Below are 12,753 nucleotides of genomic sequence, written 5' to 3' on the forward strand. Positions count from 1 at the left end.
GTGCGTGTCGCGTGCGGTGGCTGCGGAGGGGGTGAGGGCCGTGTGGGGGCGCGGCCTGTTACGGGGGGTGGCGAGTGGCACGTGAGGGGTGGCCGGTTCCGGCGGGACGGCTGGTGCGGAGGCGCCGACGCGTGGAGGGGCGCTACCGGTCTCGGGAGCGCCGTCGGGCGTGGAGGCGTTGCCGGGCGCGCGCTCGGCGCGGGGGGCGGGGGCGCCGGGGCGTGACGGCTTGGTCAGGGACGGTCGCGGAGTACCGGGGACGGGCCGGCGGCCGTCGGCGGGTGGCTGGGGGGCGCCCGGCTCCGGCTCCGGAAGTGGAGCGTCGTGGAGGGGACCGGGGTCGTCGGGGAAGGACTCGGGTGTGGTGAGGGGCTTTCGGGGGGCGGTCACCGCGGTGTCGGTGGCGGTCGGGCGAGACGGGTCGGTCGCGGTCGAGTGGGACGGGTCGGTGAGTGAGGGGCGGATGGCGGTCGGAGGTGGTGCGTCCGGCAACGGGTTGCCCTGGGCGCTCAGCCGCCGGACCTTCGGCACCGCACCCGCTCCGGGGCCCATGTCACCGATTTCATCGGCCAGTTGATGTACGAGGATCCCGTGGCGGAAGGCGGTCTCGCCGATGTCGGCGCAGGTGCTGCCGTACACGGCGAGACGGTTTCCGGCCTCGCGCACGACCTCGACGGATCGACGGGCCGCACGTGCCTCCTTGGTCAGCAGAGCGGCGAGGCGGGGGGCGTGCGGGCTACGGACGGCGACACGGGGGCGCAGGCGGGTGCGGGAGAAGACCGCGGCCTCCTGGTCGGCGACAACCCGGCCCCGTTCGAGCGTGACGACGTGGTCGGCGGTACGCGCGGCCTCCTTGGGATCCGCCGTACTGAACAGGACGGTACCGCCCTGCACCGCGTGGGCACGCAGCATGCTGTGGAGCCAGTGCGCCTCCCGGACCGAGAGCGCGCCGGCGGGGTCGTCGAGGACCAGGGTGTGCGGGTCGGGAATCAGTGCGCAGGCCAGCCCGAGACGACGGTCCATGCCACGCGAGAGAGTGCCGAGTCGTTCGCCGCGCAGGCTCACGAGGCCGACCGCCTCCAGGACTTCGTCGGCACGCCGGACGGGCACACCGGCCGCCGCGCACAGCATGCGGAGATGGCCGCGAACCGTGCGGGCCGGGTGCCCCGGCACATCGCCCAGCAGCACGCCGACCTCGCGCGACGGATGGGCGATGCGGTGCAGGGGACGGCCTCTGAAGTAGGTGAGACCTCGGCCGCGTTGGAGTTCGAGCATGAGTCTGAGCACCGTCGTCTTACCGGCGCCCGATGCTCCGAGCAGTGCGGTGACGCGGCCGGCGCGCGCCTCGAAGGAGACGTCGTCGACTGCGGGCGGAGACTCCTTGCGAGGGGTGCTGGTCAGTCCGAAGGCCTGGATCACCTGTAGCAAGATAGCGTGCTATATCAGTTTTTTCCGGGCATCGCGCGGCCTGTCGGACCCGAGGTGACGGACCGTGTCGACTCCTTGTTCGCCGCACACGCCGGAATACCGGCCCGGACCCGCTGTCAGACCTCGGGACGCAGCATCGGGGGGTTGAGAAGAGTCGCACCGCCCGCCCGGAAGAGCTGGGCGGGGCGACCGCCCTGGCGGGTGGTCGTCCCCCCGGTGGGGACGAGGAAGCCCGGGGTGCCCGTCACCTTGCGGTGGAAGTTGCGCGGATCGAGCGACACGCTCCACACCGCCTCGTACACGCGGCGCAGCTCCCCCACAGTGAACTCGGGCGGGCAGAACGCGGTGGCCAGCGACGAGTACTCGATCTTGGAGCGGGCTCTCTCCACGCCGTCCGCCAGAATCTGGGCGTGGTCGAAGGCGAGCAACGCCACCGGCTCACCGTCACGGCCGTGACCGCTCTGCTCCAGCAGTTCCTCGACCGGTGCCCATCGCGCGTTGCTGGCGTCACCACCCGCCCGTGGAGCGGGCAGGTCGGGAGCCAGGGCGAGGTGGGCGACGCTGACCACGCGCATCCGGGGGTCACGCTCGGGGTCGCCGTACGTCGCGAGCTGCTCCAGGTGGGCACCGTTATCCTGGATGGGTGCGGCGGGGTCGTGGACGCACAGCCCCGTCTCCTCGGCCAGCTCCCGCGCCGCCGCCTGAGCCAGGTCCTCGTCTGCCCGTACGAAGCCGCCGGGCAGGGCCCAGCGGCCCTGGAACGGCGGCTCGCCCCTGCGCACCGCCAGCGCGCACAGGGAGTGGCGGCGTACGGTCAGCACGACCAGGTCCACGGTGACGGCGAAGGGCGGAAAGGCCGACGGGTCGTAGGGCATGCGGCGATCATAGTCGTCTGCCTGACGATAAACACTCCCTTCGTGGGTCGCTCAGGCTCTGGTCCACATCCGTCCGACGTGCGTCCCATCCGTCTGCATGCGGTCGTCGCGCCGTGCCCCTTCAGGCCAGGTCGAGCCAGAGTCACAGGGATCGGCCGCCTCCTGGCCCCTGGCCGGGCCGAATCCGCTGCCCCCGGGAGGAGGGCGCTCCGACAGTGCCCAACGCCTGCCTCTCCGACTTCCTCCGTCCCCTCCTTCTCCCCCCAGGCCATCCCACTCCTTCCCTTTCCTCCTCCCTCTCTCAGAGTCGCTCGCCGCCTCCTTCGGTCCCGTGCTCTCCCGTGCGCCTGCCTTCCCGGCAGATGCCTTCCTGTCCCGCCGCTTCCTTCCGCGATGCGCGTGACCGCGTGCGGCCCGGTCGCGCCGCACCAGGGCGTTCGCCACCCGTCGGAGTGCGTGGCCGCACGATCTTCACGCCCGGCTCACGGCTTTGCGCCCTCGCACGGCCCAGCACACCGCCGGCCGCGGCGACGGAGCGTGGCCGACGCCGTCGGCCGGCAGCCGCCTTGGGTGCGGGCGTGAGCTCGGTCGGCTCGCGTTTCACCGGCCCGCCGGCCTGTTCGTCGCCATCCGCCGTGGCTCCGCCCGTGCTCCCACGGCCCCCGCGCTCCGCACGCAGACAGCGGCGGACCGACTCCGGGTCGAGGCCCTCGTTGCACGCCTGGTGCAGGAGCCGGGCGAAGAGGTAGTCCGGATCCGCGCCCAGTGCCATGGCCAGCGCCTCTCGTGCCTCCAGTTCATCGCCGGTGGACCATGCGACCCACCCCGCGAGGGTCAGGGGCGCGGCCGCGTGTTCGCCGTAGGGTCCGACGCAGCGGCGGGCCAGCGCTCGCCAGAGCCGCAGCGCGGGTCCGGCCTCGGCGCCTTCCATCCATTCGGCCGCACGGTCCCGGGTCGTACGGTCCTGGAGTCCGAGGATCAGCGCCGCCGCCTCGTCGTGGCCGAAGAGCTGGTCGTCGCGCAGGTCCTCCGCGGGTACGCCGGACACGGGCGGCGCCTCGCCGAGCCGTCGCATGACCCGCTGGGCCAAGCGCAGCGTCTCCTCGGCCACGTCCGCGCGCCCGGCGTCGTCGAGGATGCGGGAGACCAGCGTCATGGCGGCCGCGTCCAGGGCGGCCGTCTGCTCAAGTGCCGCGGTGCCTTCCCAGGGAAGCAGCCTGGCCCGCAGCTCGCGCAGCGATCCCCGCACCTGGATGCCGGCGTAGGCGGCCGCCGCGGCCAGCACGGAAGTACCCGGCAGACCCATGGGGATGCCTTCGGCCGGGCAGCAGACCTCGTCGTCGCAGCAGTACGACCAGAAGCGCCCGTCCGAGATGCACAGCGCCTCGACCACCGGCACGTCCAGGGCTCCGCACTCGACGCGCAGCTTCTGGGCCAGCGGGCGCAGCCGCTCCATCACCTCTCGGCCGGTCTCGCCCCGTCCGGGCTCCTGGCAGAGGTAGGCGACCATCTGCTCGGGGCGGACTCCCCTGCGCTCGCTGCCCGCCACCAGGCCGTGTGCCAGTTGTCCGGCCGCGCTCGCCCAGTCGTCCGCGTTCGCGGGAATGCCCAGGCGGGCACGGCCACCGAACCGGCCACGCCCGTCCCTGTCCCGCAGGGCGACCAGGACAATGCTGTCCTCGGGGCGGTACCCCAGGAGATACGGCAGGGCGTCCGCCAGCTCGGCGGGGGTACGCAGGGTGACCTGGTGCTCCTCACCGGGGCCGTCGTACGAGGTGGGGGTCGCACGGCGCGGCTTCGCCGGGCCCGGGATGCCGCCGTTCTCGGAGGAGCCAGTCGTTTCGCTGTGGTTCGTCATGCCCCGACGATCTCGCGGAACTGAAATTTCCGCTTTGCCCTGTGGATAACTCCCGCCAGGGACACGTCATTCTCCCGGGGCGAGCGACGGTGCCGCACCGCCCCGGCACCCGGCTGTCAGTCCCGTCCTGTTGTATGGAACGCATGGAGCACACGAGCAACGCGGATCTCCGGGCAGCGGCCGACGCGGTCCTCGCCCGCCTCGTCGGGGACGCCTCGGGCGGCGCCCGGCTGCGGGAGGACCAGTGGCGGGCGATCGAGGCGCTGGTCGCCGACCGCCGCCGAGCCCTGGTCGTCCAGCGCACGGGGTGGGGCAAGTCCGCGGTCTACTTCGTGGCGACCGCGCTGCTGCGGGGCAGAGGTGCCGGCCCCACGGTGATCGTCTCCCCGCTGCTCGCGCTCATGCGCAACCAGGTCGAGGCCGCGGCCAGGGCCGGCATCCGTGCCCGGACCATCAACTCCTCCAACACCGAGGAGTGGGAAGCGATCCAGGACGAGATCGCCGTGGGCGAGGTCGACGTGCTGCTGGTGAGTCCCGAGCGGCTCAACAACCCGGACTTCCGGGACCAGGTGCTGCCCAAGCTCTCCGCCGCGACCGGACTGCTCGTGGTGGACGAGGCCCACTGCATCTCCGACTGGGGCCACGACTTCCGCCCGGACTACCGGCGGCTGCGCACCATGCTGACCGACCTCCCGCCGGGGGTGCCCGTACTGGCGACGACCGCCACCGCCAACGCGCGCGTGACCGCCGATGTCGCGGAGCAGCTCGGGACCGGCGGCACGTCGGACGCGTTGGTGCTGCGCGGCCCGCTGGACCGGGAGAGCCTCAGTCTGGGCGTGCTGCGGCTGCCCGACGCCGCGCACCGGATGGCCTGGCTCGCCGATCACCTTCACGAACTGCCGGGCTCCGGGATCATCTACACGCTCACCGTGGCCGCCGCGGAGGAGGTCACGGCCTTCCTGCGCCAGCGCGGCCACACCGTCTCCTCGTACACCGGCAAGACCGAGAACGCGGACCGGCAGCAGGCCGAGGACGACCTGCTCGCCAACCGGGTCAAAGCGCTGGTCGCCACCTCCGCGCTGGGCATGGGGTTCGACAAGCCCGACCTGGGTTTCGTGGTCCACCTGGGCTCGCCGTCCTCGCCCATCGCGTACTACCAACAGGTCGGCCGTGCCGGGCGCGGTGTCGAGCACGCGGAGGTGCTCCTCCTGCCGGGCAAGGAGGACGAGGCGATCTGGGAGTACTTCGCCTCTTTGGCCTTCCCGTCGGAGGAGCTGGTGCGCCGCACGCTCGGCATCCTCGCGCACGCGGAGCGGCCCCTCTCGCTGCCCGCGCTGGAGCCCCTGGTGGAGCTGCGCCGATCCCGGCTGGAAACCATGCTCAAGGTCCTCGACGTGGACGGTGCGGTCAAGCGGGTCAAGGGCGGCTGGATCGCGACGGGAGAGCCGTGGACGTACGACGCGGAGCGGTACGACTGGGTTGCGCGGCAGCGGAAGGCCGAGCAGCAGGCGATGCGTGACTACGCCTCGACGACCGACTGCCGGATGGAGTTCCTGCAACGCCAACTGGACGACGAGGGCGCCAAGCCCTGTGGTCACTGTGACAACTGCGCGGGCGCACGTTTCACCGCGGACACCTCCACCGACGCCCTCGACGCCGCCCGCGTCGACCTGGGCCGGGCCGGCGTCGAGGTGGAGCCGCGCCGTATGTGGCCGACCGGGCTCCCCGCGATCGGCGTCGAGCTGAAGGGGCGTATCCCGGTGGGGGAACAGGCCGCGCCCGGCCGGGCGTTGGGCCGCCTGTCCGACATCGGCTGGGGCAACCGGCTGCGGCCGATGCTCTCCCCCCAGGCGCCGGACGGTGCGGTGCCCGACGATGTCGCCGAAGCCGTCGTGAGGGTTCTGGCCGACTGGGCGAAGGGCCCCGGTGGCTGGGCCTCGGGCGCGGTCGACGGCCTGCCACGCCCGGCAGGGGTGGTGACCGTCGCCTCGCGCACCCGTCCTCGGCTGATCCAGTCCCTCGGAGCACACATCGCCGAGGTCGGCCGACTGCCGTTGCTCGGTTCGGTCGAGTACACGGGGGAGGCGCCAAGGGCGTCCCGCAGCAACAGCGCGCAGCGGCTCAAGGCGCTCGACGGCGCGCTGACCGTGCCGCCCGCCCTCGCCGCCACGATCGGCGGTCTGGACGGCCCGGTGCTCCTCGTGGACGACTGCACCGAGACGGGCTGGACCCTGGCGGTGGCGGCCCGGCTGCTGCGGCGCGCCGGCGCCCCCGGGGTGTTGCCACTGGTCCTGGCCGTGCAGGGCTGATCGCCCGCCACGACGCACCGCACACCTACCGCACCGCACACGCACCGCACGACACCGAACCGGCCCACGAGCCCGCGCGACTCCGGGTGGCGCGCCCCGCGCGTCACCCGGCTGGGCTCTGGGTAGGGATATAGGGCGCGCATCATCCGATAACGGTCGTCGACCCCAATTGCTCGTTGCCGCATCCCAGTTCGACAGGAAGAATTGAAGTCCGCTCCCCGCACGGCTCGTCCGTGTTCCGGCAGGGCTTCACTGCGGTGCGCGCTCCCCCGAATCCGACCCCCGCCCGCAGTGTGGGCGCGTAGCCGAAGGGAGGAACGTGACCTTCGGATTCGCTCCGTCCTCGGCGGCATCTTTGTCGTCTTCCGCCCCTGCCGCCACTCGCATACTGGAACCGGCGGAGTGGGCCGCTGCCGGAATCCCGCTGCTTCGCAACCCGCGCGAGGTCGTCAGCGGGCTGCACGCGCGGCACCGCCCCAAGCAGGCGACCGCGATCGTGGCCGTACTGGATCCGGACGAACGACTGCGTGCGAGCGCCTCGTTCACCAGCCGCCGGGCTCCGGCCGACGGCTGGATGTTCCGCAACGCGCTGCTCGCCCAACTGCGCCGGGTCATCCCGCACGACCTGCGGCTCCGCACCCCGGTGCGCACCGCCGTCCTGCTCTACTGCCGTGAGGGCGACGCCCGTTGGACGGAGGAGGACGGGGCGTGGATGTGGGGGCTGCGGGACGCCTGCACGTTGCACGGGCTGCGCTGCGGCGCCTACATCACACTGACCCGGGACGGCTGGCAGGTCCTCGGTGAGGGACGCGGGGGGCGCCGGCCCAATGCCGCGTCGACGCCGGAACCGTTCGCCACGTCGGAGGCACCGCCCCCGCCACCGCGCACCGGCGGCGTCGCCTCGGACGTGCTGCGCCGCGCCGCGGCCCGCTGAGCACCACGGGCCCGATGCGCACTGCGTGTCCACGCGGCGGCATCCAGGCCTGTGACAGCGCGTCGGGACACCCGTACGCCCCCTGACCGGAAGGCACCGTCGTCCCCTCGGACGGGAACAGGTGCTCCGCCTCGAGGGGACAACGGGCACGCCGAAGCACCCATCGGACGGGTACCGTTCCGGCGCGGCCCCCTGCGTCACACCGCCGTCCGCCGCATGCGGCGGACGCGGCTCAGACGCCCGCGCCCAGCACCGAGTTGATCCGCTGCGGGTCACCGCAGACGATCAGCAGGGCGCCGGCCCGGGAGTGGGCCACGGACAGGGCGGTGACAGCGGCGGCTTCGGGGCCGCCGTTGACCACGACCACGACAACGGCCCGTGACGCGGCACGGTCCGCGACGGCGGCGTCCGCGTAGAAGACGTCGTCGCCCGCGTCGTGCTGCGCCCAGTAGGCGGCATCGCCGAAGGACAGTTCGTGGGCGGCCCACGGATGCGGTTCGCCGGTGGTGATCACCAGCACGTCACCGGGGGCACGACCCGAGTCCAGAAGCAGGTCCACGGCCTCCTCGGCGGCGTCGAGCGCACCTTCGGGCGAAGCCGGGATCAGCTGGATCTGCGGGGTGGCCGGGGCGGTTGCCGGAGCAGCCGGACCGGACGGTGCGGGCTTGGCCGCGGCCGTGTCGCGCGGCGCGCGCTGCGCCGGCGGCGCGGGCCGCGCGGGGTCGGGACGGCCGGGACGCGGCGGAGCCGCGGGACGGGGGCCGGGAACGGGGCGGGGGGTCGACGCGGTGCGGCCGCTGGCCGGAGTGGCGCGGGGACCCTGGGCCTTCTCGTGAATCTGAGGCTCCTCGGGAATGAGAGGCATGAGCTGATGTTTATCAAACGTTGGTGCGGCTCGCGTCGGCGGGTGGCACATGCCTGCGAGCGGAACCGTCAGAAATCGAATCCGAGCTGACCCTCGATTTCCGGAACGCTTCCGTCCACCCAACTGCGGACCTTCTTGAGGTGCCGCCACTGGGGCAGCGCATCAAGATACGCCCACGACAACCGGTGATGCGGGGTGGGCCCCCACTCCTCCAGTGCGGCCTTGTGCACGGGCGACGGATACCCGGCGTTGTCCGCAAAACCGAAGTCTGCATGGTCGATACCCAGTTCGGCCATCATTTTGTCGCGCTGGACCTTGGCCAGCACCGAGGCCGCCGCGACGGCGACGCAGGACTGGTCACCCTTGATCACCGTACGGACCTTCCAAGGCGCCCCGAGATAGTCGTGCTTGCCGTCGAGGATGACGGCGTCGGGACGGACCGGCAGGGACTCCAGGGCACGCACGGCCGCCAGTCGCAGCGCCGCGGTCATCCCCAGTGCGTCGATCTCCTCCGGAGAGGCGTGCCCCAGGGCATAGGACGTCACCCAGGTCCGCAGTTCCGCGGCGAGTTCGCCGCGTCGCTTGACGGTCAGCAGCTTGGAATCGGTGAGTCCGACCGGGGGCCTGCGGAGCCCGGTGACCGCGGCACAGACAGTGACCGGACCGGCCCACGCACCCCGCCCCACCTCGTCGACACCGGCAATGATCTTCGCTCCGGTCGTGGCGCGGAGTGAGCGCTCGACGGTGTGAGTAGGTGGTTCGTACGGCATGACGCTCTTAGCCTACGCCGCCCCGATCCTTCGGGGACACCCTGGTTCCCCCCATGAGCGCCGACCCCGGGCAGACGGGAGTCAGGTACCGTCCGGCCGGAGCAGCGGAACCATCAGCCGGTCGATCATTTCTTCGACCTCCTGGTCCGTCCATTCACTTCCACAAATCTTCGAGCGGTACATCATCATCGCCGGGATGGCGTCGAAGACGTAGCCGTTCGCCGCGTCGCCCCGGACCTCTCCCCGCTCTATACCGCGGGTGATGACCTCACGGAGCATCTCCAGGGTCGGCTCGACCACCCCCTTGAGGATCACCGCGTGGAAGCGCTCCGCCTGGATGCTGTCGCATTCGTGAATGACCGATCGCCAGGCGAGTCCGGGACGGGAGAACATCGCGTCGCGCGCCCGCCGGCACAGTGCCAGAAGGTCCTCACGCACGCTCCCCAGGTCGGGCACCGTATCGAAACGCGGCAGTCCGGACCGCAGCGCGTCCGCGACCAGGTCCTCCTTGGACGGCCAGCGGCGGTACACCGCCGCCTTGCCCGTCTGGGCGCCGGCGGCGACCCCCTCCATCGTCAGGCCGTTCCAGCCGACGGTGCCGAGCTGCTCCAGCGCGGCGTCGAGGATCGCGCGCTCCAGGACCGCGCCGCGTCGGCGGGAGGACGTCTGGGCGGAGGCGGCCAACGCGGTCTCCGGGGTCGCCCAGCACGAGGCGGGCGCGGCGTCCGGCCTGCTCAACGTGATGCAGCAGGTGGGCGGATCGATCGGCCTCGCCATCCTGACGACGGTGTTCGGCACGGCCAGCAAGAACGAGGCCGAGGAACAGGCGCCGGCCTTCCTGACCAACGGCTCGCCGGAGCAGAAGGCGGAGTTCGCCCAGACGCACCAGCTGCCCGCGCCCTGGGGGCACGACGTCCTCGCCCAGGGGATCTTGGCGGCCTTCATTCCGGCTGCCGCCATGGCCGTACTCGCCCTGGCCACGGCCTGGCTGGTGATCCGGGTGCGCAAGAGCGACCTGGAGGCCCTGTCCGGATCGGCCGGACCGGGAATGGGCTGACGGTGCGCCACCAGGGGCCGGCCGGGGGCCGTCGACGGGCGTCACGCACGCCTCCCGACGGCCGTCCGGCCGGCTCGCGGTCCGCGGGGTGGTCGGCCGGACGAGCAGCGCGGCAAGCAGCGTCGCGCCGACCCGCGCCAATCGCATCCCCATGCCCCACCCCCTCGTGACCCCGCGGACTCCGTGCGGGCCCCTTGCCTCACACGGCGGATGTCACGACAACGCACACATGGTCACCGAGAGTTCCCGCCAAGCACGGAGAGTCCCGGCCTGCCCGCGCCGCGCGGCCCGGGTGCGGCCCGCTAGACCGACGCCGCCGTCCAACCCGGAAGCGCCTCGACGCGTTCGGCCCACTCGGCCGGCGGCGCGCCGTCCCTCGCCGAGGCGATCACCCCGCCCACGATGGCGCAGGTCGTGTCCACGTCCCCGCCGACCTGGGCGGTCGTCCAGAAAGCGCGCTCGTAGTCCCCGAGGGAGCGTGCGGCGGACCAGAGGGCGAAGGGAACGGTGTCGTGGGCGGTCGTACGCCTGCCGCAGCCCAGTACGGCCGCGACCGTGGCCGCGTCGCCGTAGTCGAGCATGTCCCGGGCACGTCGCAGCCCGGCGCCGACCGCGCTCTTGGGGACCAGCGCGATCACCCCGTCGAGCAGCGCGTGCGGACGGGGCGGACCGCCGGGCCCGGCGGCCAGTGCGGCGGCCGCGGCGACGGCCATGGCGCCGACCACCGCCTCGCGGTGCTGGTGGGTGGGGTACGCGGAGATCTCCGCCTGGTGGGTCGCCTGCTCCGGGTCGTCCGCGTACCAGGCACCCAGCGGCGCGATGCGCATCGCGGCACCGTTGCCCCAGGACCCCTGGCCGTTGAAGAGCGCGGCGGCGAGCTCGCGCCAGTCGCCGCCCTCCCGGACCAGTCGCAGCAGCCGGTTGACCGCGGGTCCGTAGCCGCGGTCGAAGTCGTGGTGGTGGGCGAAGGAATGTGCCAGCGCGTCCTGGTCGATGCGGTGATGCGTGGCCAGGACGGCGACCACGGAGCAGGCCATTTCCGTGTCGTCGGTCCACTGCCACGTCCCGGGAGGCAGCTCCCGGCGCTTGAGCAGCGGGTAGTTCGCGGGCACGAAGAACTGTGAACCCAGCGCGTCGCCCACCGACAGTCCGCGCAGGCTGGCCAGGGCCCGGTCCAGGGGCCCGTCGGGAGATGAATGAGCGGTCATCGCCCTGCCACTCTATCCGGTGGTCCCGTAGGGTTCCGGATCTCGCCAGCGTTCGAAGGGCCGGTCGAGGGCGTATTTGCCGTCCTCGCCGAGAACGAGCATCCGTACCTCGCCGTTCCCGGGGTTCGACAGCGACTCGAATTCCGCGACCGTCCAGTGGAACCACCGCATGCAGAACAACCGCATGGCCAGACCGTGGGTCACCAGGAGCACGTTGGGCGGATGGTCGGGGTCCTCGAAACTTCGGAACAGGCTCTCCAGGAAGCCGCCGACCCGGTCGTACACGTCGGCACCCGACTCGCCCTGGGCGAAGCGGTAGAAGAAGTGGCCGTAGGCGTCCCGGTAGGCCTTCTGCAGGCGTACGTCGTCGCGGTCCTGCCAGTTTCCCCAGTCCTGCTCACGCAGCCGGGGCTCCTCCCGTATCCGTATGAGCTCGGGGTCGAGGCGGAAGGCCCGCAGGGTCTCGTGCGTCCGGCGGTACGGGGAGACGTACACACTGACCCGCTCGCGCCCGAACACCTCGCGCAGCTCCTTGCCCGTCCTCTCCGCCTGCGCCCGGCCCTGCTCGGTGAGGCCCAACGCGTGGTCGGGTTCACGCTCGTACACGGAGTCATCGACGTTGCCCGTCGACTCGCCGTGCCGGACAAGAACGATGCGCCGTGGTCGTGCCATGACAGAACCCTAGATCGAGACCGGTGAAACCACGGACTCGTACGGGCCCCATACGGCGTACGTCACACAGTTCCCGTACCTCGACGCCGGGAGGCCGGCCCGGGACTCAGACGGTCCACGAGGGCTCCAGCTGCACGATGTCCCCCGTCAGCGCCGCGATGTCGGCCTCCGTCTGGGCGCGCAGCGCGAGCCGTTCCACCCGCTCGGTGCGGTACTTGCCGTGCTCGGCGGCCGACCGCCACATGGACAGCACCAGGTACTCGTGCCCCGGCGCCTCCCCGAACAGCCCGCGGACCATTCCGGGGGAACCGGCCATCGCGGGGTTCCAGACCTTCTCCTGCATGAGGACGTAGTGCTCGGCCCGCTCCTCGTGGACCCGGCAGAGCGCCACCCGCAGCAGGTCGGCGTCCGTGAAACGCGGCTCGAACCCGGTCTTCACGTCGAACCGGTGGTCGAAGAGCCTGACCTGGGCGTCCTTGAAGGTACCCGCCTGTGCCGAAGCGAGCCGGTCGTGGGAACGGGCCATGAAGGAGTCGTAGAAGGCGCGGCTCTCCCAGAAGGCGAAGACGTGTGCCACGTCCGGACGCCCGCGACTCCAGCCACCCCCCTGTCCCCGAAAACCCGGCTCCCCCGGAAGCCCCGCCCACTTTCGCTGCCCCCGCTCGAACCCGCGGCGGTCCACCACGGTGCAGCGAATCCACTTGACCAGCACCGCGCCATGGTAAGGCCAGGAACGTGGCACCGGTCACTCTCCGGACGACCGCTTGCCCGCGCACA

At 72.2% G+C, this 12,753-nt stretch carries 11 protein-coding genes and 1 pseudogene; 3 read left to right on the plus strand and 9 right to left on the minus strand.

The window, feature by feature from the left end:
* From KUM32_RS43370 to KUM32_RS10710, 3 genes are all read right to left on the minus strand, one after another.
* On the minus strand, positions 1–1,419 hold a 1,419-nt coding region (locus tag KUM32_RS43370; protein WP_308408633.1), incomplete at its 3' end, for an ATP-binding cassette domain-containing protein.
* 125 nt (positions 1,420–1,544) lie between these two features.
* Positions 1,545–2,303: an NUDIX domain-containing protein gene (locus tag KUM32_RS10705; RefSeq protein WP_217141606.1), complete on the minus strand. Its 759-nt coding sequence runs from the start codon at positions 2,301–2,303 to the stop codon at positions 1,545–1,547.
* A 301-nt stretch (positions 2,304–2,604) separates the two neighbouring features.
* The gene (locus KUM32_RS10710; protein ID WP_217141607.1) at positions 2,605–4,161 is read right to left on the minus strand and encodes a DUF4192 domain-containing protein; all 1,557 of its coding nucleotides are present in this window, start codon (positions 4,159–4,161) and stop codon (positions 2,605–2,607) included.
* A 143-nt stretch (positions 4,162–4,304) separates the two neighbouring features.
* On the opposite strand from KUM32_RS10710, the gene KUM32_RS10715 reads away from it, so the two are divergent.
* Positions 4,305–6,470, plus strand: a complete 2,166-nt coding sequence (locus KUM32_RS10715; RefSeq protein WP_217141608.1) for a RecQ family ATP-dependent DNA helicase — start codon at positions 4,305–4,307, stop codon at positions 6,468–6,470.
* 319 nt (positions 6,471–6,789) lie between these two features.
* Positions 6,790–7,404, plus strand: a complete 615-nt coding sequence (locus tag KUM32_RS10720) for a hypothetical protein (protein WP_217141609.1) — start codon at positions 6,790–6,792, stop codon at positions 7,402–7,404.
* A gap of 232 nt (positions 7,405–7,636) precedes the next feature.
* On the opposite strand, the gene KUM32_RS10725 is transcribed toward KUM32_RS10720, so the two are convergent.
* From KUM32_RS10725 to KUM32_RS10735, 3 genes are all read right to left on the minus strand, one after another.
* Positions 7,637–8,269, minus strand: coding sequence for a hypothetical protein (locus KUM32_RS10725; protein ID WP_217141610.1), 633 nt, complete (start codon positions 8,267–8,269; stop codon positions 7,637–7,639).
* A gap of 68 nt (positions 8,270–8,337) precedes the next feature.
* The gene (locus tag KUM32_RS10730; protein WP_217141611.1) at positions 8,338–9,039 is read right to left on the minus strand and encodes a ribonuclease HII; all 702 of its coding nucleotides are present in this window, start codon (positions 9,037–9,039) and stop codon (positions 8,338–8,340) included.
* An 81-nt stretch (positions 9,040–9,120) separates the two neighbouring features.
* The gene (locus KUM32_RS10735; protein ID WP_374227498.1) at positions 9,121–9,777 is read right to left on the minus strand and encodes a TetR/AcrR family transcriptional regulator; all 657 of its coding nucleotides are present in this window, start codon (positions 9,775–9,777) and stop codon (positions 9,121–9,123) included.
* Between KUM32_RS10735 and KUM32_RS10740 the strand changes: the two are divergent.
* Positions 9,725–10,096 (plus strand): annotated as a pseudogene (locus tag KUM32_RS10740) (MFS transporter); the annotation flags it as partial. The gene KUM32_RS10735 and the pseudogene KUM32_RS10740 overlap by 53 nt on opposite strands.
* Positions 10,097–10,398: 302 nt before the next feature.
* Here the strand turns inward: KUM32_RS10740 and KUM32_RS10745 are convergent.
* The 3 genes from KUM32_RS10745 to KUM32_RS10755 all read right to left on the minus strand — a co-directional run bounded on the left by KUM32_RS10745 (position 10,399) and on the right by KUM32_RS10755 (position 12,688).
* Positions 10,399–11,304 (minus strand): ADP-ribosylglycohydrolase family protein, encoded by a 906-nt coding sequence (locus tag KUM32_RS10745; protein WP_217141613.1) that lies wholly within the window; start codon positions 11,302–11,304, stop codon positions 10,399–10,401.
* Between the two features lie 12 nt (positions 11,305–11,316).
* On the minus strand, positions 11,317–11,976 hold the full coding sequence (locus KUM32_RS10750; RefSeq protein ID WP_217141614.1) for a histidine phosphatase family protein: 660 nt from the start codon (positions 11,974–11,976) through the stop codon (positions 11,317–11,319).
* A gap of 106 nt (positions 11,977–12,082) precedes the next feature.
* Positions 12,083–12,688 carry a YdbC family protein gene (locus KUM32_RS10755; protein WP_217141615.1) on the minus strand — a complete coding sequence of 202 codons (606 nt, stop codon included), beginning with the start codon at positions 12,686–12,688 and terminating at the stop codon, positions 12,083–12,085.
* Positions 12,689–12,753: the final 65 nt, after the last annotated feature.

It is taken from the genome of Streptomyces sp. AC627_RSS907 (assembly GCF_019049165.1).

Bases quoted from the DNA above. Each gene is read 5' to 3' on its own strand.
- KUM32_RS10705 (WP_217141606.1), bottom strand. From the start codon at position 2,303: ATGCCCTACGACCCGTCGGCCTTTCCGCCCTTCGCCGTCACCGTGGAC.
- KUM32_RS10710 (WP_217141607.1), bottom strand. From the start codon at position 4,161: ATGACGAACCACAGCGAAACGACTGGCTCCTCCGAGAACGGCGGCATC.
- KUM32_RS10715 (WP_217141608.1), top strand. From the start codon at position 4,305: ATGGAGCACACGAGCAACGCGGATCTCCGGGCAGCGGCCGACGCGGTC.
- KUM32_RS10725 (WP_217141610.1), bottom strand. From the start codon at position 8,269: ATGCCTCTCATTCCCGAGGAGCCTCAGATTCACGAGAAGGCCCAGGGT.
- KUM32_RS10730 (WP_217141611.1), bottom strand. From the start codon at position 9,039: ATGCCGTACGAACCACCTACTCACACCGTCGAGCGCTCACTCCGCGCC.
- KUM32_RS10745 (WP_217141613.1), bottom strand. From the start codon at position 11,304: ATGACCGCTCATTCATCTCCCGACGGGCCCCTGGACCGGGCCCTGGCC.
- KUM32_RS10750 (WP_217141614.1), bottom strand. From the start codon at position 11,976: ATGGCACGACCACGGCGCATCGTTCTTGTCCGGCACGGCGAGTCGACG.